Source organism: Veillonella sp., from assembly GCF_018381775.1.
Lineage (GTDB): Bacteria > Bacillota > Negativicutes > Veillonellales > Veillonellaceae > Veillonella.
Map to the genome: position 1 here is coordinate 95,076 of NZ_JAGZRH010000002.1, position 21,273 is coordinate 116,348.

The following is a 21,273-nucleotide window of genomic DNA, read 5'->3' on the forward strand; positions in this document are numbered from 1 at the left end:
ATTAGATCTCCTTGAGGGCTGCTCGCGCCTCTTCACGATCATCAAAATGAATCGTTTTATCCTTTAAGATTTGGTAATCCTCATGCCCCTTACCTGCAATTAGTACAATATCCCCAGGTTTTGCATTGTGTATTGCATGTTGAATCGCTTCCCGACGATCAACGATAACTTCATAATGAGAGCCTTCACGAAGGCCTTCTTTAACGCCTACCTCTACATCTTTCACAATTTGCACAGGATCTTCTGTGCGAGGATTGTCAGATGTAACATATACTACATCGCCATATTGTGCAGCAATACGACCCATGATAGGACGTTTTGTAGCATCTCGGTCACCACCACAACCAAAGACTACAATAATGCGATTTTCTTGAATAGCCTTTGCAGTTTGCAAAATATTTTCTAACCCATCTGGTGTATGTGCATAGTCTACAACAACTGCAAATGGTTGACCTTCTTCAATAAGCTCAAAACGACCAGGCACAGCGCTAAATGTTTTCAATGCCTTATCGATATCTTCCATGGAGATACCTTCTAATAGACAAGCACCAATAGCGGCCAATGTATTATATACATTAAACAAACCAGTTGTATTCATAGCTACTGTATAGTCATGACCATCATAAGATACAGTATAACGACTAGATTTAGGTGTCATTTCAACATCATGAGCATTCAACGTCCCTTTACCATCAATACTGTACGTAATGATAGGCGCCGTTGTTTTTTCAATTACACGATGACCATATTCGTCATCGATATTGATGATAGCCCCTTTACCAGATTTAGTTTGGTTCGGCGCGCTAACTTGTTCAAATAATTTACATTTAGCTGCCAAATAATTTTCAAAGGTCTTGTGAAAGTCCAAATGATCTTGTGTTAAGTTCGTGAATACTGCTGTATCGTATTCAACACCAGAAACTCGACCCAATGCTAATGCATGGGATGATACTTCCATGACACAATGGGTAACACCTTCTTCTACCATTTGATGAAGAATATGTTGTAAATCTACTACATCAGGTGTTGTATTGTGAATTGGATAGGATGTATCACCAATCATAATATGAACGGTACCAATAACGCCTACTTTATGGCCTTGGCCTTTCAAAATATGACGAATCATATGAGTTGTAGTCGTTTTACCATTAGTACCAGTAACGCCGATCATACGCATGGAATTAGCTGGATAATCAAAGAAATACGGTACACATGCCATCATAGCTTTACGAGTGTCCTCTACAGTGATAACACAAACATCACCACTTACCTCTACCGGTTTAGACACAAGTACTGCTACAGCACCAGCTTCAACAGCTTTATTTACATAATTATGACCATCTACAGTGGCACCATCTAAAGCAATAAATAAACTACCTACTTTTACAGCACGAGAATCAGCTGTAATATCTAATACTTTAACAGCTGTATTACCTTCTACATGCGTTGTTTGCAAAGTTTTTATTATATCTTGTAATTGTTTCATATACAATCTCCTTTACACGCAAAGGAAAGCAGCCCAATACGAGCTGCTTTGCCTGCTAGTCTATAATTTCCTGTTTCTCTTGTACAGTGCGTTCAGTAACAGCGCTTTTTGTGCTATAAACAAAAGAATCAGGCAAAACCATCCCTAGTTGTTGTTCTGCGATTTGTTGGATACGAACGGGAGACTTCAAGGAAGCCACTTCAACATCCAAAGCATCATTATCTTTTGTTAATTGTACTACAGCTTGCTGTGTTTTAACTACTTCGTAGCCCAATTTTGTGCTGTACGCATTCATAATCATCATAATAAGCAAAAATGCAACCAATGCAGCAATACCATATACAACTTGCCACATCATAGGACTCAAATCTAGAGCCACACTTGCACTACGTTTTCTCCCTTGTGAAGCGACCAACACATCGCTTTTTACTTGGCCCACAACAGCCTTTCTCGCTAACATAAATACTAACCCCTTCCAATTCTACAACTTGACAGCTACGCGCAACTTCGCGCTTCTAGCCCTCGGATTAACCTCAATCTCCCCTGCACTTGGCTCTATAGCCTTATTCTTCGCCTTCACAACAGCTTTGTGGTTACATACACACATCGGTAGTTGTGGAGGACATATACATGCTGTACTCAACTCTTTGAAAGTTTGTTTTGTAATTCGATCTTCCAAGGAGTGAAATGTGATAACCCCAATTTTCCCCTTTGGTTTCAACATGGATACAGCATCTACAAAACTATCATGCAAGATAGCTAATTCTCTATTTACTTCAATGCGAATGGCTTGGAACGTCCGTTTTGCCGGATGCGGTCCATCTTGACGCGCCTTCGCAGGTATTGCTTGTTTAATAATTCTAACTAACTCACCAGTAGTGGTTATTCGTTTTTCTTGACGTGCATTAACGATGAATTCAACAATCCGCTTAGCCCATCGTTCTTCACCATAGTCACGGATAATTTGCAATAGTGCTTCAGCATCATATTCATTAACAACTTCCTCTGCTGTTAATGGTGCTTCCTTATCCATCCGCATATCAAGTGGACCATCATTCATATATGAAAAGCCACGTTCTGGTGTATCTAATTGATAACTTGATACGCCAAGATCAAAGATAAAACCATCTACTTCATAGATGCCCTCATTTTGAAGGGCTTCCTTTAAGTTAGAAAAGTTTGTCGGTATCGTTAACACCTGACACTTCAAATCAGATAGACGCTGTCGAGCTACGCTCAATGCATCTTCATCTTGATCTAAACCGATTATCATGCCTTCTGGGTCAAGCATTTCGCCTACTGCGTGCGCATGTCCTGCCCCACCAAGGGTACAGTCCACATAAATGCCTTTTGGATTAGTTACGACGGAGTCCACCGTTTCGCGTAAAAGTACGCTGGTATGATTAAATTCCATCATAGCCTCCTATAACATAATCCCTTCAAGCCCTTCGACTAATTCTTCCATACTTTCAGCCACTTGATCATCATAGTAATCATATTTTTCGCGGCTCCAAATTTCAACGTGATCCCCAGCACCGACAATAACGGCCTGTTTATCAAGGCTCGCATATTCACGTAGTGGTACAGGAATGAGGACACGACCTTGTTTATCATACTCAAGCTCAGCAGCACTACCAAAAACAAAACGTTTTAAGGCACGTACGCTAGCTTTAGTGGAGGATTGTGATTGTAAAGCTGTAGAAATTTTCTTCCACGCTTCTTCGGTGTAAATAGCTAAGCAGTTATCTAGGCCCTTAGTCACAATGCATACTTCGCCTAGTTGTTCACGTATTTTCGCGGGTATAATCATCCGCCCTTTTGTATCAATGGTGTGATTATATTCTCCCATGAACATACGTATCACCGCCCTTTACTATTCCTTATCCACCACTATATGGTAAATTCTACCACAATTCCCCACCATTCACAATAAAAAATCCATTTTTATCCCACTTTTTTATATTTTTCTTTCATAATCTCTATTTTTCTCGTTTTTTCTTCGATACATATGTTCGAAAATAAATAATAATTGGATCATAAAAACAACTATCTACCACCAAGAGGATTTTTTTAGTTCTATCTGTATCTAATCCCCACTACAAGGTAGCTATCCACTCCATTACACTAAATTAAAAAGGTATATATGGAAACAATCACCACACATCCACACAAAAAAGAAAACCGCGTAGCATTTCTGCTACGCGGTTTCTATACCTACGATAGATTATTATGTAACCCATCGGTTGGGAGGCATATTATTTAGTTGTTTTTACAGCTGCTTTTGGAGCTTGTTGTGGTTGTTGTGCAATCACTTTATCAAGAAGTTCACGAATTTCTTTGTTTTGTGCTTGCAAATCAGCCACTTTGTCTTCAAGAACTTTTACAGTTGCAGGAGATGCTTTAGGAGCTGTAGGAGCATTACCAATACCGATTGTTACACCAGCATTTGCCATTACGCTATGGTCACCACCATAAGCTGCACCAGCATGGATTAACAAATCAGGATTTGCATAATGAGCTACACCCAACGCAGTAGATGTTTTACCTTTGTAAGTACCAACAGCGGCCATAATTTGAGCTTTTTGACCTTCATGGTATTCGATAGGTTTCAATGCTGCCAAAGCTGCTGCATTAGCACCTACCACTTTAACATCACGTTCTACGCTGATAATGCGGCGAGAGTTTTCTGCGATTTGTGCATCGTGTTGTACAAGTGTTGCATGATCTTGTAATGCAATGTTAGAAGCTTTCAAGCTATAATTTGCAGCTTCTGCTAATGTACTGATATCTTGAGTATTTTTATTTACTTGTAAGCCCAATACATTAACTTTTTCATTATTTTCTAATGCAATAGCACCAATGTTTTTAGTTAATGTAACGTTTTCATCAACTTTAGTATTTACATTTGCAATTGCTGTTGCATTGTTAGAAATGTCTTCTGTATTTTTGTTTACTTGTAAACCTAATACACTAACTTTTTCATGATTTTCTAGTGCTAGAGTACCAACAGCTTTTGTTAATTGTGCATTTTCTTTAACTTGGTTAGCTACTGCAGTTACACGATTATCTACCTTAGTGATATTAGTAACATTAGTATCAACTTTAGCATTTAGAGTGTTGATGTTTGTAGTATTTGTATTAACTTGGCTAGATACTTTGCTAATATTGCTTGTGTTTGCATTAACTTGGTTAGTTACATTTGTAATATTAGTTGTATTTTGGTTAACAACATTATTAATATTAGCAATATTAGTTGTATTAGTATTAACTTGTTTAGATACATCGTTAATAACTTTACTATGTTCATCAACTTTGTTGATTACTTTTTGTACAGTTACATTAGTATTTTGAATTGCTTCAGCATTTTGTTTGATCGCTGCTTTGTTAATATTGATGTTTTCAGTGTTATGTTTGATCACTTCAGTATTAACAGAAACTTGGCTTTGAACATTTTTAATGCGTTCTTCGTTAGCATTTGCTTTTTGAGTATTAACATTAACTTGTTCTTTCACTTTGTTTACATCAGCGCTTACATTTTGTAAGTTCTTAATTGCTTCAGTATTTTTGCCAACTTGATCTTTCAAACCAGATACATCAGTTTTGATATTGTTGATTACAGTATTTTGATTATTAACTTTCACATCAATATCATTTACCTTGCTATCGATATTAGTTACTTTATTGTTAATATTAGTAACTTTGTTATCAATATTTGTAACTTTAGCATCAATACTCTTCACATCGTTTTTAACGTTAGTAATGTTGTTGTTTACAATATTGATTTTTTGATCAACTTTAGCATTGATGTTTGTGATATCAGCTTTAACTACTGTCACATCAGCTTTAATATTGTTTACATTCTTTTCAACGTTAACAACATTAGCTTTAATGTTATTAATATTGGAAGTATTATTTTGAATGTTTACAGTATTAGCTTGGATATTGCTGTTTTGAGCGTTAATGTTTTGAGTAATATTTTCTACTTTTTGAGCTACATTAACGATTGTAGTATTGCCTTTACCAACTTGACCTTTCAAGGATTCAATAGCTTGAGAGTTAGCATCAACTTTACCAGTTAAGTTATTAATAGCTGTTGTATTAGATTCAATACGGCCAGTATTAGCATTTACTTTAGCAGTTACATCTGTGATGTTAGCAGTGTTGCCAGCAACTTGTTTGCTAATGTTTGCAATAGCTGTTGCATTGTGAGCAATGTTAGTTGTATTATTTGTAACTTGTTTGCTTACATTAGCAATATTTGTAGTGTTAGATTCTACTTTACTGTTAATATTCGCTACATTCGCTTTGATGTCAGTAATAGATTTGCTATTATTAGCAATTGCATTTGCATTAGCTTCAACTTTAACATTTACGTCATTAACTTTGTTATTAATTGTGTTGTTAATCACTGTATTGTTTTCAGCAATCTTAGCATCAATATTTTGATCTACTTTGTTAATGATTGTTTTGTTATTTTCGTTGATTGCAGTTGTAATGTTTTTATTAATAACAGTGTTGTTGTTAGTAATTGCAGTGTTGATATCGTTTCTAATTACTGTGTTGTTAGCTTCAATCTTAGCGTTGATTGTGTTTTCAACATTAGTAACTGTTGTACCAACTTGGCCTTTTAATGCTTTAATAGCATCTTCATTAGCACTGATACGTGTAGAGTTATCTACAATATTACCTTGTAAGTAGTCTAAACGTTCATCATGACGATCTACACGACCTTTAAGGCCATCCAAATCACCTTTAACGCCATCAATCTTAACATTTACATCACCAATCTTAGTATTGATTGTATTGTTGATTTGTTTGTTGTTTTCATTGATTTTTACATCGATGTTTTTATCAACTTTGTTAAGAATTGTTGTGTTATTAGCATTAATCTTAGCATCAATATTAGTATCTACTTTATTAAGGATTGTAGTATTGTTAGCTTCAATCTTGTTATTGATAGTAGATTCGATGTTAGTGATGGTAGTACCAACTTTGCCGTTCAATGCTTCGATAGCTTTTGTATTCTTGTCGATAGCAGCTTTGTTATTGCCAATGAATGTACGGTTTTCCATTGCAATTGTACCAGCTACATTGATGTCTTTTTCATTTTGGTCAACACGTTTAGTAAGACCATTCAAGTCACCTTTAATACCGTCAACTTTAACATTTACCTTGTTAATTGTATTGTTAATTTCCTTGTTGTTTTCAGTAATTGCATTTGTGATATTTTGGTTAATTACAGTGTTGTTAGCTTCAATCTTAGTATCGATATTTTTATTAATAACTACATTGTTTTCAGTAATTTTGTTATTAATAGTAGTTTCGATATTTTGAACTGTTTTACCAACTTGACCTTTTAAATCATCAATAGCTTTAGTGTTATTAGCAATATTAGTAGTATTTACTTTAACATTATCTTCTACTGCTGTAATACGTGTAGAGTTATCTACAATGTTATCTTGTAAGTAATCTAAACGTTGGTCATGACGATCGACACGACCTTTCAAGCCGTCTACATCACCTTTAACACCATCAACTTTAACGTTTACGTTGTTAATTGATGTAGTATTTTTAGCAATATTAGTTGTGTTATTAGTAATATTTGTAGTATTTTCATTAATACGTTTGCTATTATCAGCAATTGCTACTACATTAGCTTGAATGTTTGTAGCATTGTTAACAATGTTAGTAGTGTTATTTTCTACTTTACCATTAATATTAGTAATTTCTTTTTTAATATCATTGATTACTGTAGAAGATTTACCTACTTGACCTTTTAATTCATCAATAGCTTTTGCATTAACATTGATATTTGTAGTGTTATTTGCAATAGCTACTTTGTTGTCGCCAATGAATTTACGGTTTTCAAGAGCAATTGTGCCAGCTACATTGATGTCTTTTTCATTTTGTTCTACACGTTTAGTAAGGCCAGCTACATCACCTTTAACACCATCAACTTTAACGTTTATATTGTTGATTGCAGTTGTATTGTTAGCAATGTTAGTAGTGTTAGCATCTACTTTCACATTAGTTGCATCAATACGTTTGCTATTATCTACGATAGCCTTTGCATTAGCATCAACTTTAACGTTTACATTGTTAATTGCAGTTGTATTGTTAGCAATGTTAGTAGTGTTAGCATCTACTTTCACATTAGTTGCATCGATACGTTTGCTATTGTCTACGATAGCCTTTGCATTAGCATCGACTTTAACGTTTACGTTATTAATTGCTGTAGTATTTTTAGCAATATTAGTTGTGTTATTAGCAATATTTGTAGTGTTGTTTTCTACTTTACCGTTGATATTAGTAATTTGTTTCTTAATATCGTTGATAACTGTAGAGGATTGACCTACTTGACCTTTTAACTCATCGATGGCTTTAGCATTGATGTTGATATTTTTAGTATTGTTTGCAATAGCAACTTTATTATCGCCAATGAATTTACGGTTTTCCATTGCAATTGTACCAACTACATTAATATCTTTTGCATTAGCTTTCACACCATCTTCAACTATAGAGATACGTGTGGAATGATCAGCAATATTATCTTGTAAGTAGTCTAAACGTTGATCATGACGATCTACACGACCTTTGAGGCCATCCAAATCACCTTTAAGACCATTCAAGTCACCTTTAACGCCATCAATCTTAACATTTACATCACCAATCTTAGTATTGATTGTGTTGTTGATTTGTTTGTTGTTTTCATTGATTTTTACATCAATGTTTTTATCAACTTTGTTAAGAATAGTAGTGTTATTTGCATTGATTTTAGCGTCAATGTTTTGATCTACTTTATTAATGATTGTTGTGTTATTATTATTGATTTTTTGATCAATATTTTGGTTAATAACAGTGTTGTTAGCTTCAATCTTAGTATCGATATTTTTATTAATAGTTACATTGTTTTCTGTAATCTTATTATTAATTGTAGTTTCGATATTTTTAATTGTAGTGCCAACTTGACCTTTTAACGCATCAATATCTTTTGCATTTTTATCAATTGCAGCTTTATTATCGCCGATGAATTTACGGTTTTCCATAGCGATAGTACCAACTACATTAATGTCTTTAGCATTAGCTTTAACGCCATCTTCTACTACAGTGATACGTGTAGAGTTATCTACAATATTATCTTGTAAGTAGTCTAAACGTTGATCATGACGATCTACACGACCTTTAAGGCCATCCAAATCACCTTTAACTCCATCAATCTTAACATTTACTTCACCAACTTTTTTGTTGATTGTATTGTTAATTTGTGTGTTATTTTCGTTGATTTTTACATCAATGTTTTTATCAACTTTGTTAATGATTGTTGTGTTGTTAGCATTGATCTTAGCATCAATATTGTTATCTACTTTATTGATAATAGTAGTATTGTTAGCTTCAATCTTATTATCGATAGTTTTATTAATTACTGTATTGTTTTCGTTGATTTTATTAGTAATTGTATTTTCAATATTTGTGATTTGATTGCCAACATGACCTTTTAACTCATCAATAGCTTTTTTGTTAGCACCGATAAGTGTACGGTTTTCAATAGCAATTGTGCCTGCTACGTTGATGTCTTTAGTATTTTGATCAACGCGTTTAGTAAGACCATCTAAATCGCCTTTAACACCATCAATTTTTTGATCAACTTTAATGTTATTAGCATTAATCTTAACATCGATGTTATTGTCTACTTTATTAAGAATTGTAGTGTTATTAGCTTCAATCTTAGCATCAATATTTTTATTGATTACTGTGTTGTTTTCATTGATCTTATTAGTAATTGTATTTTCGATATTAGTGATTTGTGTACCAACATGACCTTTTAAGTCGTTGATTGCTTTTTCATTATTGGAAATACGAGCAGAATTAGCATCAATACGTTTACTATTATCTGTAATAGCTTTGGCATTAACTTCAGTCTTAGCATTTACATTGTTAATGTTATTGTTAATAACTGTGTTATTTTTTTCAATCTTAGCATCAATATTACCATCTACTTTGTTGAGGATTGTAGTATTATTAGCTTCAATCTTCTTATTGATTGTAGTTTCAATATTAGTAATTTGTGTGCCAACATGACCTTTTAACTCATCGATAGCTTTTTGGTTTGCACCGATAAGTGTGCGGTTTTCCATTGCAATTGTGCCAACTACATTAATGTCTTTTGTATTAGCTTTTACACCATCTTCAACAATAGAGATTCGTGTGGAGTTATCTGCAATGTTGTCTTGCAAGTAGTCCAAACGTTGGTCATGACGATCAACACGACCTTTAAGGCCATCCAAGTCACCTTTAACACCATCAACTTTTACATCAACATTGTTAATTGCAACTGTGTTTGCTTCAACTTTATTGTTGATATTAGTGATGTTGTTTTTAATATCTTTAATATCTACTTGAACATTACCAATATTTTGACCAACTTTACCTTTCAAATCAGCAATATCTTTAGTATTGATATTAACTTGATTTTGAGTGTTAGCTACATCAGTTTTAATAGTTTTATTGTCTTGTTCAAGCGCCTGGATACGACCTTCATGATCAGCTAAAGCTTTACCATTATAATCAACTTTTGCGCTTACATTATTTACAGTATTATTAATATTTGTAATATCAGTTTTAACGGCATTGATCTTAGTATCAACATCATTGTTTACTTTATTAATAATAGTTGTGTTGTTAGCTTCAATCTTAGAATTAATTGTTTTGTTAACTTCACTAATAATGTTAGTTTTGCTATCGTTGATTTTAACATCTACATTGTTATTAACTTCGTTGATAATCTTAGTGTTATTTTCATTAATCTTATTATCAATTGTAGTGTTAATATTATTGATGGTTGTGCCAACTTTACCTTTCAATTCATCGATGGCTTTTTTGTTCTCGTTGATAGCTTTTTTGTTATCACCGATAAGTTTACGGTTTTCCATCGCAATAGTATTGTTGAAAGTAATGTTAGCTGTGTTTTCTTCAACTTTAGCAGTTAAATCAGCAATAGATTTGCTATTATTGTTAACATTAACTGTTAAATTATTAATAGCTTTTTTATTGTCATTAACTTTAATATCAACGTTGTTGATATTTTGATTGAGTTCATTTTTAACATTAGAAATGTTAGTATTCAACTCATTTTTCGTATTATTGATAGTTGTTTTAATATCATTAATCTTAACATCTACATCTTTGTTCACATTGTTAATAATAGTAGTGTTATTATTTTCAATTTTTTGATCTACTTGATTAAGAATTGTAGTGTTATTGTTTTGTATTTCATTTTTAATATTTTGATTTACTTGATTAATAATATTAGTATTATTAGCTTCAATATGTTTTTTTACACTAGCATCAATGTTAGTATTTACATTATTAACAACATTATTTGTAATCTTTGTAATTTTATTATCGATTTTTACATCAATATCATTGTTAATTTTAGTAAATTTAGCATCAATATTATTGTTAATATTTGTGATGTCTTGTTTAATGTTAGTGATTGTAGTGCCAATTTGACCTTTTAATCCTTCAATATCTTTGCTATTTTTATCAACTTTAGCGTTGATATTAGTAATATTAGCATTGATTTTATTAATGTCAGTTTTTACACTCTCAACCTTATTATTAACAGTATTAATATTAGTAGTATTGATATCTACCTTTTTATTTACAACATTAATGTTATGTGTATTTTTCTTAACATTTTCAACATCAGTAGTTACAACTGTATAGTAGTTATTAATTACGGTATTACCATTGGAACCGCCTTTTTTAGGGATTTGTTGTTGCTGCTGTTGTTGTGGCACTTGTTGTTGCCATTGTTGCTGTTGTTGTGGCACTTGAGGATGTTGATGTCGCTGTTGTTGCGGCACTTGTTGTTGCCATTGTTGTTGCTGTTGTTGTTGCTGTTGCTGTTGTTGCTGTTGTTGCTGTTGATCTAATTGTTGTGGATCAACTTGATGTTGATCTTGCATATGACCCCAAGCATTTTGATCAGGTGTTAACCATCTTTGGCTACCAATAAGATCAGCTCTAGCCCAATCCTCAGGGCTGGATGCATTAGCAACACCTCCAGAAAAGCTAGCCGCCAAAATAACGGCTGCTACAATTGTAGTAGCAGATTTTTGGTGAGACTTAGCTAACTCGGACGTTACGACATAAGCGTGCTTCGTTGCACTCCATACAACTTTGAATACCTTATTCATATTAAGTTCCCTCCCAACATTTGTGGCTCTCACCCCACAATGAAGAAATAAATCAAATATTGCACTCTTTTCACTAAACATTCACAATATTTAACATAATACTACCATATATTATTTTAAATTTCCATAAAAAAATTAATAAGTTAAACTTATGCTTCATTTTTCACTCATTCAAAAATAAATAATTATCCGCATAAATACTGTGTTATTAATAATATTGAATTATGTAAAATGAAAATTTATATTTTAATTTAATTTTATATTTATACGATACTTTTTATTTACCTCTATAAAAATTATGAAAAAAACCTCATCAATGTATGCTTTATACATTGATGAGGTTTTTTTGCCTCTATTTATATAGTTTTATACCGATTATTAGAATTTAGATTCAATAGCACCTTGAAGGTCGCCTTTTGGCATGAAGCCAATTTTGCGGTCTACTACTTCGCCATCTTTTAAAATAACGAATGTTGGCAATACTTCAACTTGTAAGTTACGTGCTAATTCAGGTTCTTCATCAGCATTTACTTTTACAAAGTTAGCTTTACCTTCAAGTTCACCTGCGATTTCTTCGATGATTGGCATCATACGTACGCAATAACCGCACCATGGAGCCCAGAAATCAATAACAGTAACGCCACCTTGATTTACTAAATCTTGATATTCAGCAGTTTTTAATTCTTTTAATTCGCTCATTGTACCCTCCTACGGTAATTGAACTAATACACAATCTTGAATGACATGCAAGTTTAAAGCATGTGCTTTTTCAACAACAGATGGTTTATCCGCTCCCGGTTGCAACCACACAGTAGAAATGCCAAGTTCTTTACATTCATCAAGTGCAGCTAAGCCTGCTGCTTCTGGCACAACAAAATCTACCACAGCTGGTACAACAGGAAGTGCAGAAAGACTAGGGTAACATTTGTTACCATCTATCTCTGCAACATTAGGATTAACTGGATATACTTCATATCCGTGATCTTTAAGACATTTATAAATCTTATAGCCGAACTTTTCGGTTTTATGAGTGGCTCCAATAACGGCCCACACTTTTTGATCTAAAGCTTGTTGAATTGTCATTTTGACCACCTCTTATATACTATTATAGCGGAATATCGAATATTGTCAATATAATATATCGAATTTTATAGTTGAAGAATTATACTCTTTTAGCAAATATTTCAGAACTAAAATCAATGTATCTATTATCGCTCAATAACAATTGTTTTTTGTCTTAAACTAGAACACGATAGATCTAAATTCATTAACTCAGAAAGATTTATTTCTCGATGAGTATATCTGTCTCCATCTATAAGACCACCAGCGACAGCTAATTCCCATAAAATTCTGGATGCTGACCATTGCTGTTCTCGTAGTTCACGTATTGTAATACTCTTTTGACGCTTAGAAAGTCTATTTCCATCTGCATCTACTAAAAGTGGTGCATGACCATACTTAGGAACTTCTATATTTTTATAGGAATAGCATTGTTGTAATGTATTATATAAATATAATTGTTGCCCTGTTGTATCAAGTAAATCATTACCTCGAATAACTTCAGTTATTCCCATAGCTATATCATCTAATACAACTGCCAAATTATAAGCATACATACCATCACCACGACGTAGTACATAATCATCTAGTTCACCTTCCAAATGAATATGCTGTGTACCTTGCCAGCGATCATCAAATTCTAGATTGCATGAATCTATAGCTAAACGTAAGGATGGTTCTTTTATAGAGGATAATTCGTCTACTGCATTCTTGCTTAAATGGCGACATTTACCATCATAACGATGAACTACTTCTCCTGCATGAGGCGCTGATGCTATAGATTGTAGCCGTGCTCTATTACAAAAACAAGGATAAATTAGTTTTTCTAATGCTAGAGATTCTAGTATGTCTGCATAATATGTTTGTCTTTCACTTTGCCAATAAGATACCTCAGGTCCACCTACACGAGGCCCTTCATCCCATTCAAAGCCAAGCCATTCTAAATCATCTAGTAAAGCTTCACCTAATTCTCGTTTTGACCGTTGCAGGTCTATATCCTCCATCCGTACAACATATTTTCCTTTTTGTTGGCGTGTGGAGATATATGATAAAAGTGCTATCCACACATTACCAAGATGAATATATCCTGTTGGACTAGGCGCAAATCTACCTTTCATGAGAACACTCCTATAGCAGAAAACAAGTGGCATATTCATTATGAATATGCCACTTATCCATCTAAAGATATGTCAAACTAAAAATTAAAGCAATATCATTTATAGATATAAAATTATTTAGCCTAAAGACACAATGTTATCAAAAACATTACCAGCATCTTTAATTTTTTGTTCGTTACCCATTGTGCAAATATGATTATCATTCAATACAGGTTCTACCACATCTGCTAGTGCAACAATATCTTCGGGCTTACATGCGATTACTTGTTTACGGAACTCTACTTTGTCCTCTAATTTAGCACCGCTGAAGTACATACCCATTGCACGTGGTCCACGCAATGCAGGTGTCATTGGCAAGTCTAAAGAACTCATAGTACCAATAATATACTTACGCATTTCACGATCAGTCAATGTGAAGTCACGAAGGTATTGAGGCAACTCTTTATATACATCTAAAGTTTCTAACAAGTTAGGATCACGATAACTACAGAAAATCATATTGCCATCATCATAGAAATTAGCAAATGCTCCGTAAGCGCCACCTTGAACACGAATACGAATCCAAAGGTATTCATAACGTAATATTGTTTCTAATACGCTCATGGGACCAACATGTTTGAAACCATGATCGATGAAATTACCACCTTGAGCTACGTATTGAACCTTACCAGCTGTAACGATACCATCATTGCCGGAAAGACGAGTGATTTGTAATACATCATTACTCAATTCGGTAGTATCCCAAGTGTCAACCAATGGTTTCATTAGGGTTTTAAAAGCTTCTAATTCGCCTTCTTCACCGACAAACATAATATCTACATTATTAGCACGGAAAATTTTTCGAGCTACTTCAGCTAATTTTTCTGGTAATAATGGCAAAGCTGCTGGATTAGATGCTAGCTCGCTGATTTTTTGATAGTACCCTAAATTGCCATTGTCTCTAAACTTGCCAACTGCAGATACTTGAGCCATAACACGTTGACTTACGATAGAATTACCGCGGCGGAATGCCTCATTATCCCAAATAGCTTTGCTTTCTTGAACAAGCTCAGTTAAACGGCGATCATCACTGTAATCTGCCTTTTGTACCACTTCATTAATCAAGCGGCATAAATCAGGTAGTTTAGCATGTAATGCTTTTGCACGCACAATCATAAGAGGTGTAAACTCATCGCGCTTACCATCTTTACTGATGGCCGTAATGTCAGAACTCAATCCACCTAAATTCATATTGATATCTTTAGCCAATGCTTCATAACCGCGTTCGGATGTATCAACACGACCTAGGATGTCACTTAAAATATCAGCGTAGAATAAGTCATCTTCTGTGAGGCAGTTCAATTTAAAGTACAAGCCTACATAATTGATACCCTTTGTGAAAGTAGGTACAAAATGTACTGTAGTATTACCGATTTTACTTTCACGGCGTTCTACAGCTTCCATATTAGGATTTAAATCAGATAACTCGAGCAATGGAATAGATGCTAGAGCTTCATCGCTATCTGGTGTTTCTTGACGAATTTTAAGGCGTTTTGTTTGTTCTACAATCGCATCAATCTCCTCTTTTGTCATATTCGCTTTTACAGCAGCTAAATGTTCTTTAACCTCTGCATCTTTGCGCTCTTGAAGACCACGTTCAGGATAGATAGATACAAGAACTTTATGGTTGTTATTCAAGATAGAATGACGAATTAAATCTTCGAAATATGTACCAGCTAAGCCGTTTCGAATATTCGTTAACGCCTCTTCATAGTGTAATAGTTCCAACGGGTCATTATCGTATAGCCAATTATCCATCATACGAATAATATACGCCAAACCGATAGGACGTCCACCGAAATCACTTTCACGAAGAGCAAATTCAATGCTATTCAAAGAAGCCTCTAATAATTCTTTATCTAAGCCTTTGTCACAAAGATCTTGTAATGTAGATTCTACAATGCGTTGCAAGTCAGCTTGTTTATCTAGATTAGAGCCAGTTGCTTGTACAGTCCACATAGGTTGGCGAATGCTATCTAAATAATAGCCACTCACGTCAGAGCCGATACCGGCTTTTATCAAAGCTTGTTTAAGAGGCGCTGCTGGAGATGTCAACAAAGCATGTGTTAACACTTCAAAAGCCAAGCTATGTTCAGGTGTTACATTAGACAATACATAAGCAAAGGAATGCAATGTACGATTATCTGTAGGCTCTTCAGAACCTACACTATACGGATAGCTCACTACTTTACCTTCTGTAAATGGAGCTTGTAGAGTTACCTCAGTATGAACCTCAATAGCATCAAAATGACTTAAGTACTCATCATTCAAAAATGCTAATTGCTCTTCAATATTCATATCACCATACAAGAAGATATAGCTATTAGATGGATGATAGTGAACACGATAGAATTCTTGGAATTCTTCATATGTTAAATCTGTAATATAATCAGGATCCCCACCAGAGTCAACACCATAGGTCGTATCTGGGAAAAGCTCGCGCATCATTTGTCGTTCCAATACAGAGTCAGGAGATGAGTAAACACCTTTCATCTCATTGAACACAACACCTTTATAGGTAAGTTCATCATCTGCATTTTCGAGCTCATAATGCCAACCCTCTTGCATTACGATTTCTGCATCTTCACGAACACGTGGGTAGAATACTGCATCAAGATATACATCCATCAAATTATGGAAGTCTTTATCGTTCTTGCTGGCTACAGGATACATTGTTTTATCCGGATATGTCATAGCATTCAAGAACGTATTTAAAGAACCTTTTACCAGTTCAACAAAGGGCTCTTTCAATGGGAATTTTCGAGAACCACATAATACGGAGTGCTCCATAATATGCGCTACACCAGTACTATTGTGAGGTGTTGTTCTAAAAGCAATATTGAATACTTTATTAGAATCTGGTGAATCGATATAAATTAATCGTGCACCAGACTTTTCGTGCTTCATTTCATAAGCGGTACCATTGATCTCATCAATGCGCTCAATGCGGTCAAGGCGAAAGCCAGAATAAACCTTATTTATTTCCATGCTGTCCCTTCTTTCTATATAAATAAAATGATTTCTTTCTTAACAATTAATTATACCATATCGATGACTTTATATATAGATGTTAAGAATAATTATCGAAACACAAAACCCCATAGGCATAGGCCTATGGGGTTTATATTATTTAGTATGTTGCATTTGCCACTTTTGATTGCGGCGCAAGGTTAATAAGCCTTCTAACACTGCTTGGAATTGTACAAAGCTTAACGTATACGGTGGGTACATATCAGGTACTACCTTATAAGAAATAGTAACTTCGGCCTTATCATAATCGTAGAAAATGCCATGTAAATTACTTACCGTAGTATAACCAGTTTGAGCTTGCTCCAATGTTGGAATAGGCTGATTTTTTAGATTTCCTAGTAGATCGCTAATGAAACCTTCCTTACGACCTTGGTCATTGAGCATTTCATCCATAAAACTACGTAGACTATCCATAAATAGCTTAACCTCTTTGGTCTAACAATAAGCCATTGTGAATTACACGAACAGCATCTTTAACGCGGTCTTCAGCAACAAGGCAAGAAATACTAATTTCAGAAGTAGAAATGATTTCAATATTGATGCCCTCTTGGCTCAAAATATCAAACATTTGAGCTGCCACGCCTGGTTGACCTAACATACCTGCACCAATGATAGATACTTTTGCCATTCTTTCGTCAATATTTACAGCTTCAATATCAACAGTTTTTTGTAATTCTGCTAATACTTCACGAGCTAGTACAACATCATCCATAGCTACAGTGAAGATGAGGTCAGTTTTAGGTTCACCTACGGCGCGAATAGATTGAACAATCATATCAACATCCACGTTTTTTGCAGCCAATGCTTTGAACACAGTTGCTGCCACACCTGGTTTATTTTCAACGCCTACAAGGGCTACTTTTGCTGTATTAGTATCATCAGCTACGCCAGTAATTACGTGTTTATTTGCTTCCACAGTATAATCCTCCCGAATAATAGTACCTGTATTGTCACTAAATGTTGAACGTACGTGAATAGGTACACCATAACGGAAACCCATTTCTACGGCGCGAGGTTGCATTACACCTGCACCAAGACGTGCCATCTCAAGCATTTCGCCATATGTTACTTCTTCTAATTTGAAAGCCTCTTTTGCAACGCGAGGGTCTGTAGAGTAAACGCCTTCAACATCTGTGAATATTTCACAAACATCAGCTTTCATAGCGCCTGCCAATGCAACAGCAGTTGTATCAGAACCACCGCGACCTAAAGTAACCATATCACCATATTCAGTAATACCTTGGAAACCTGCAACCACTACGATATTGCCTTCATCCAAAGCTTCAAATACGCGATTTGGATCAACGCCTAAAATACGGCCTTTATTGAATGTATCACTACTTGTAATACCTGCTTGATCACCTGTTAAGGACATAGCTTTATGACCACGTTCGTTGAAAGCCATCGCCATTAATGCAATCGTTACTTGCTCACCTGTAGATAACAAGCGATCCATTTCACGACCATAAGGCTTAGATGTTACTTCTTTAGCCAATGCTACCAAGTCATCTGTTGTATCACCCATAGCGGATACAACTATAACGATTTTATCGTCTTCTTTCTTCTCACGAAGGACGCGATCAACAATATTAAATATTTTTTCTGGTGTAGCTACGGAACTACCACCAAATTTTTTAACGATTAAGGCCACAATAATCCCTCATTTAACTTATCTACTAAAAATCAATATGCATATACTTTACCACAAACAAATAGCACTGTAAAGGGATATAACGCAATTTATCCACTGCGCAAAAACAAAACTCCTTCGAGTGCGGACACAACTTTAGTATGATTATTTCAGTTATTATTAACATTTACAGACAAAAAGACCAGCCTTATGGCTGGTCTTTATTAGTTGATTAAGTTAATTAAGCAACTGTGATTGCTTTTTCGGATTCCCACAAACCGTGGATGTTGCAGTAGGATACAGCAATTAATTTACCAGATTTATTCAAGGAAACTGCCAAAGAACCTTCAGAAATTGCATGTACAGGGCCTTCGTTTGCAGTTGCGCCATCACCATGTACGTTGAAAGAAATTTCACCAACTTCGAATGGCAATTGAGTACCTTCAGCTACGAAGTACAATTTGATCCATTCAATGTGATGTTCTACAGTGTTAGGATGTGCGATGTCTTTACCAACGGACAATGTTACGTGGAAAGTTTCACCTGCTTTTACAGTGTCAACAGTCTCGATAACAGGAACGTGTTTTTCAGTAGCGAAATCGCCGGATTTAATGTAATCATGTACAGCCATAGTTAACCTCCTGGTTAGTGTTATATACATACTTAATGTCAAGAATATTCAGCACCTTGTGCTTATGACTATATTATACATTTTCGATATAGTTTTAGCAAGGGCTTTTTCGAAAATTTTAGATTTATTTATATTCAAGCTCTCCGTATTAGAACTCAATCCCTTTAGCAGCCTTAATTCCTTTTTCATAGGCATGTTTTACTACATTCATTTCTGTTACTGTATCAGCTATATCAATGATTTCAGGCTTCGCATAACGGCCCGTTAAAATAACGTGTAAACGCTTAGGTTTATGTTTAAGCATATCTACTACAGAATTTACATCAATCAGTTCATAATTAATGGCATTATTGATTTCATCCATAATGATAAGATCCCATCGGTCGGAATTTACCTCTCCAACCAGTGTACGCCAAGCCTCTTGTGCTGCCTCTTTGTGACGTGCCAATTCAGCGTCGCTAACCTCATCCCGTTTATAGTAAATAAAGCCTTTACCCATGGAGCGAATTTCTACTTGGTCACCTAATTTGGCAAGCCCCGCTAGTTCACCATAGCCATTACCACTTTTAATGAATTGTAAGATTAAAACCATAAAACCTTGTCCAACAGCACGTAATGCCACGCCTAATGCAGCCGTTGTTTTTCCTTTACCATTGCCAGTATTAACTAAAATTAAGCCTCGTTCACTCATATTTAGCTCCTTTTAGCTTTATAGTTAGCACATATATCAACAAAATGCTGTGCACCTTCATCAGAACCAGCAAAGTTCAAATGTAAATACGATGCTAATACATTATCAGTTGCATAGCCACCATCATAAGATTGAGGTCTTCGACCTCCTTCTAAGTGAAAGGCCCAAGGGAAATTCTCTACAGTTGGTTCCATCGTAGAGAAATGGAACTCATGCCCACGAAGAGATGTATCTGCAGCACCTAATAAGGTATCTCGCTTAGCTGTAGCCGTAACATACCCTACTTTTTGTAGCTTTTGTTGCATAATGCAATTAGCAGGTACAATACCTACTGTATTATATACGGCGCCCTCAAAATCGTGGATACTTTCACATAAATACATGAGGCCACCACATTCTGCATAAATAGGCATACCTTTTTCATTAGCTTCACGGATAGATTCCTTCATTGACTCGTTACTAGAAAGCTGGAACAAGAACATTTCAGGAAAACCACCACCAAATACTAGGCCATCTACATCTGGAACTTCAAAGTCATTAAGAGGGCTAAAGTATACGATTTCTGCACCCTTTTCCTCCAAGGCGGCTAAACTTGCTGGATAATAGAAGGAGAACGCCTCATCATAGGCTACACCAATTTTAACTCGTTTTTCTACGGATTTAGGATCTACTGCATCTGGTAATTCAATACTTGGCGCACTAGATGCAATGTCCAACAATTGATCGAGATTCACCATTTTCTCAACAGCTTCACGAATCGTGTTGATAGCCTCTGTTGGATCGACTTCAGTAACAGGTGTGAGTCCTAAATGACGCTCTGGAGAGTGCATACGGTCATCGCGATAAATAGCACCAATAACAGGTACACCAATTTTATCCATACCTTCACGAACCATGCGCTCGTGGTTGGCAGAACCTAAACGGTTTAAGATAACGCCGCCAAAGTTTACCTCTGGATCATAATCACGGAAACCTTTAGCAATAGCTGCCGCACTTTCACCCATGGCCTTGCAATCGATAACAAGCACCACCGGTGCATTCAATTGCTTAGCAATTTGAGCTGTAGAACTAACGCCTTCTCGACCCCCATCATAAAGGCCCATAACACCTTCAATAATAGCAAGGTCTACGCCATGCGCCATAGTAGCAAAGAAAGGATTTAATTTGTGAGGTGGCACGAGCCACGTATCTAAATTATAGCTGTCACGGCCGGATGCAATTTTATGAAAGCCCGGATCAATATAATCCGGGCCCACTTTAAAGGATTGCACCGTACGTCCACCATTTGCATAAGCAGCCAATAAGCCCGCTACGATTGTTGTTTTACCTACACCAGAGTTTGTGCCTGCAATGACAACACGTGGAATCTGTACTGTGTTCATAGATATTA

The 21,273-nt window shown here is 35.3% G+C and carries 14 protein-coding genes; all 14 read right to left on the reverse strand.

Features of this window, described 5'->3' with window-relative positions:
- Position 1 precedes the first annotated feature (1 nt).
- The 14 genes from KH109_RS01695 to KH109_RS01760 all read right to left on the reverse strand — a co-directional run bounded on the left by KH109_RS01695 (position 2) and on the right by KH109_RS01760 (position 21,265).
- Positions 2–1,486 carry a UDP-N-acetylmuramoyl-L-alanyl-D-glutamate--2,6-diaminopimelate ligase gene (locus KH109_RS01695; protein ID WP_295215096.1) on the reverse strand — a complete coding sequence of 495 codons (1,485 nt, stop codon included), beginning with the start codon at positions 1,484–1,486 and terminating at the stop codon, positions 2–4.
- A 55-nt stretch (positions 1,487–1,541) separates the two neighbouring features.
- Entirely contained in the window at positions 1,542–1,946 is a 405-nt protein-coding gene (gene ftsL / locus KH109_RS01700; protein ID WP_295215099.1) for a cell division protein FtsL, read from the reverse strand.
- 21 nt (positions 1,947–1,967) lie between these two features.
- Positions 1,968–2,900, reverse strand: a complete 933-nt coding sequence (gene rsmH, locus KH109_RS01705; RefSeq protein WP_295215102.1) for a 16S rRNA (cytosine(1402)-N(4))-methyltransferase RsmH — start codon at positions 2,898–2,900, stop codon at positions 1,968–1,970.
- Positions 2,901–2,909: 9 nt separating this feature from the next.
- Positions 2,910–3,341 (reverse strand): division/cell wall cluster transcriptional repressor MraZ, encoded by a 432-nt coding sequence (gene mraZ / locus KH109_RS01710; RefSeq protein WP_060924200.1) that lies wholly within the window; start codon positions 3,339–3,341, stop codon positions 2,910–2,912.
- A gap of 400 nt (positions 3,342–3,741) precedes the next feature.
- A complete protein-coding gene (locus KH109_RS01715) occupies positions 3,742–11,685 on the reverse strand; it encodes an ESPR-type extended signal peptide-containing protein (protein WP_295215103.1) in 7,944 nt (2,647 codons plus the stop codon).
- Between the two features lie 378 nt (positions 11,686–12,063).
- Entirely contained in the window at positions 12,064–12,384 is a 321-nt protein-coding gene (gene trxA / locus KH109_RS01720; protein WP_129823123.1) for a thioredoxin, read from the reverse strand.
- Between the two features lie 9 nt (positions 12,385–12,393).
- A complete protein-coding gene (locus KH109_RS01725) occupies positions 12,394–12,768 on the reverse strand; it encodes a CoA-binding protein (RefSeq protein WP_295215106.1) in 375 nt (124 codons plus the stop codon).
- Positions 12,769–12,893: 125 nt separating this feature from the next.
- Positions 12,894–13,862 (reverse strand): tRNA glutamyl-Q(34) synthetase GluQRS, encoded by a 969-nt coding sequence (gene gluQRS / locus KH109_RS01730; protein ID WP_295215109.1) that lies wholly within the window; start codon positions 13,860–13,862, stop codon positions 12,894–12,896.
- Positions 13,863–13,979: 117 nt separating this feature from the next.
- On the reverse strand, positions 13,980–16,889 hold the full coding sequence (locus tag KH109_RS01735) for an insulinase family protein (RefSeq protein WP_295215112.1): 2,910 nt from the start codon (positions 16,887–16,889) through the stop codon (positions 13,980–13,982).
- Between the two features lie 138 nt (positions 16,890–17,027).
- Positions 17,028–17,345 carry a hypothetical protein gene (locus tag KH109_RS01740; RefSeq protein ID WP_295212603.1) on the reverse strand — a complete coding sequence of 106 codons (318 nt, stop codon included), beginning with the start codon at positions 17,343–17,345 and terminating at the stop codon, positions 17,028–17,030.
- 7 nt (positions 17,346–17,352) lie between these two features.
- Positions 17,353–18,582, reverse strand: coding sequence for an aspartate kinase (locus KH109_RS01745; RefSeq protein ID WP_060924195.1), 1,230 nt, complete (start codon positions 18,580–18,582; stop codon positions 17,353–17,355).
- Positions 18,583–18,802: 220 nt separating this feature from the next.
- Positions 18,803–19,192 carry a class II SORL domain-containing protein gene (locus KH109_RS01750; RefSeq protein ID WP_060924194.1) on the reverse strand — a complete coding sequence of 130 codons (390 nt, stop codon included), beginning with the start codon at positions 19,190–19,192 and terminating at the stop codon, positions 18,803–18,805.
- Positions 19,193–19,340: 148 nt separating this feature from the next.
- Complete coding sequence (gene cobO / locus KH109_RS01755; RefSeq protein ID WP_295215115.1) at positions 19,341–19,883, reverse strand: cob(I)yrinic acid a,c-diamide adenosyltransferase; 543 nt, start codon at positions 19,881–19,883, stop codon at positions 19,341–19,343.
- A gap of 2 nt (positions 19,884–19,885) precedes the next feature.
- A complete protein-coding gene (locus tag KH109_RS01760) occupies positions 19,886–21,265 on the reverse strand; it encodes a cobyrinate a,c-diamide synthase (protein ID WP_295215117.1) in 1,380 nt (459 codons plus the stop codon).
- Positions 21,266–21,273 lie beyond the last annotated feature (8 nt).

Bases quoted from the DNA above. Each gene is read 5' to 3' on its own strand.
- ftsL (WP_295215099.1), bottom strand. From the start codon at position 1,946: ATGTTAGCGAGAAAGGCTGTTGTGGGCCAAGTAAAAAGCGATGTGTTG.
- KH109_RS01760 (WP_295215117.1), bottom strand. From the start codon at position 21,265: ATGAACACAGTACAGATTCCACGTGTTGTCATTGCAGGCACAAACTCT.
- rsmH (WP_295215102.1), bottom strand. From the start codon at position 2,900: ATGGAATTTAATCATACCAGCGTACTTTTACGCGAAACGGTGGACTCC.
- trxA (WP_129823123.1), bottom strand. From the start codon at position 12,384: ATGAGCGAATTAAAAGAATTAAAAACTGCTGAATATCAAGATTTAGTA.
- KH109_RS01735 (WP_295215112.1), bottom strand. From the start codon at position 16,889: ATGGAAATAAATAAGGTTTATTCTGGCTTTCGCCTTGACCGCATTGAG.
- KH109_RS01695 (WP_295215096.1), bottom strand. From the start codon at position 1,486: ATGAAACAATTACAAGATATAATAAAAACTTTGCAAACAACGCATGTA.
- KH109_RS01715 (WP_295215103.1), bottom strand. From the start codon at position 11,685: ATGAATAAGGTATTCAAAGTTGTATGGAGTGCAACGAAGCACGCTTAT.
- KH109_RS01750 (WP_060924194.1), bottom strand. From the start codon at position 19,192: ATGGCTGTACATGATTACATTAAATCCGGCGATTTCGCTACTGAAAAA.
- mraZ (WP_060924200.1), bottom strand. From the start codon at position 3,341: ATGTTCATGGGAGAATATAATCACACCATTGATACAAAAGGGCGGATG.
- gluQRS (WP_295215109.1), bottom strand. From the start codon at position 13,862: ATGAAAGGTAGATTTGCGCCTAGTCCAACAGGATATATTCATCTTGGT.
- KH109_RS01725 (WP_295215106.1), bottom strand. From the start codon at position 12,768: ATGACAATTCAACAAGCTTTAGATCAAAAAGTGTGGGCCGTTATTGGA.
- cobO (WP_295215115.1), bottom strand. From the start codon at position 19,883: ATGAGTGAACGAGGCTTAATTTTAGTTAATACTGGCAATGGTAAAGGA.
- KH109_RS01740 (WP_295212603.1), bottom strand. From the start codon at position 17,345: ATGGATAGTCTACGTAGTTTTATGGATGAAATGCTCAATGACCAAGGT.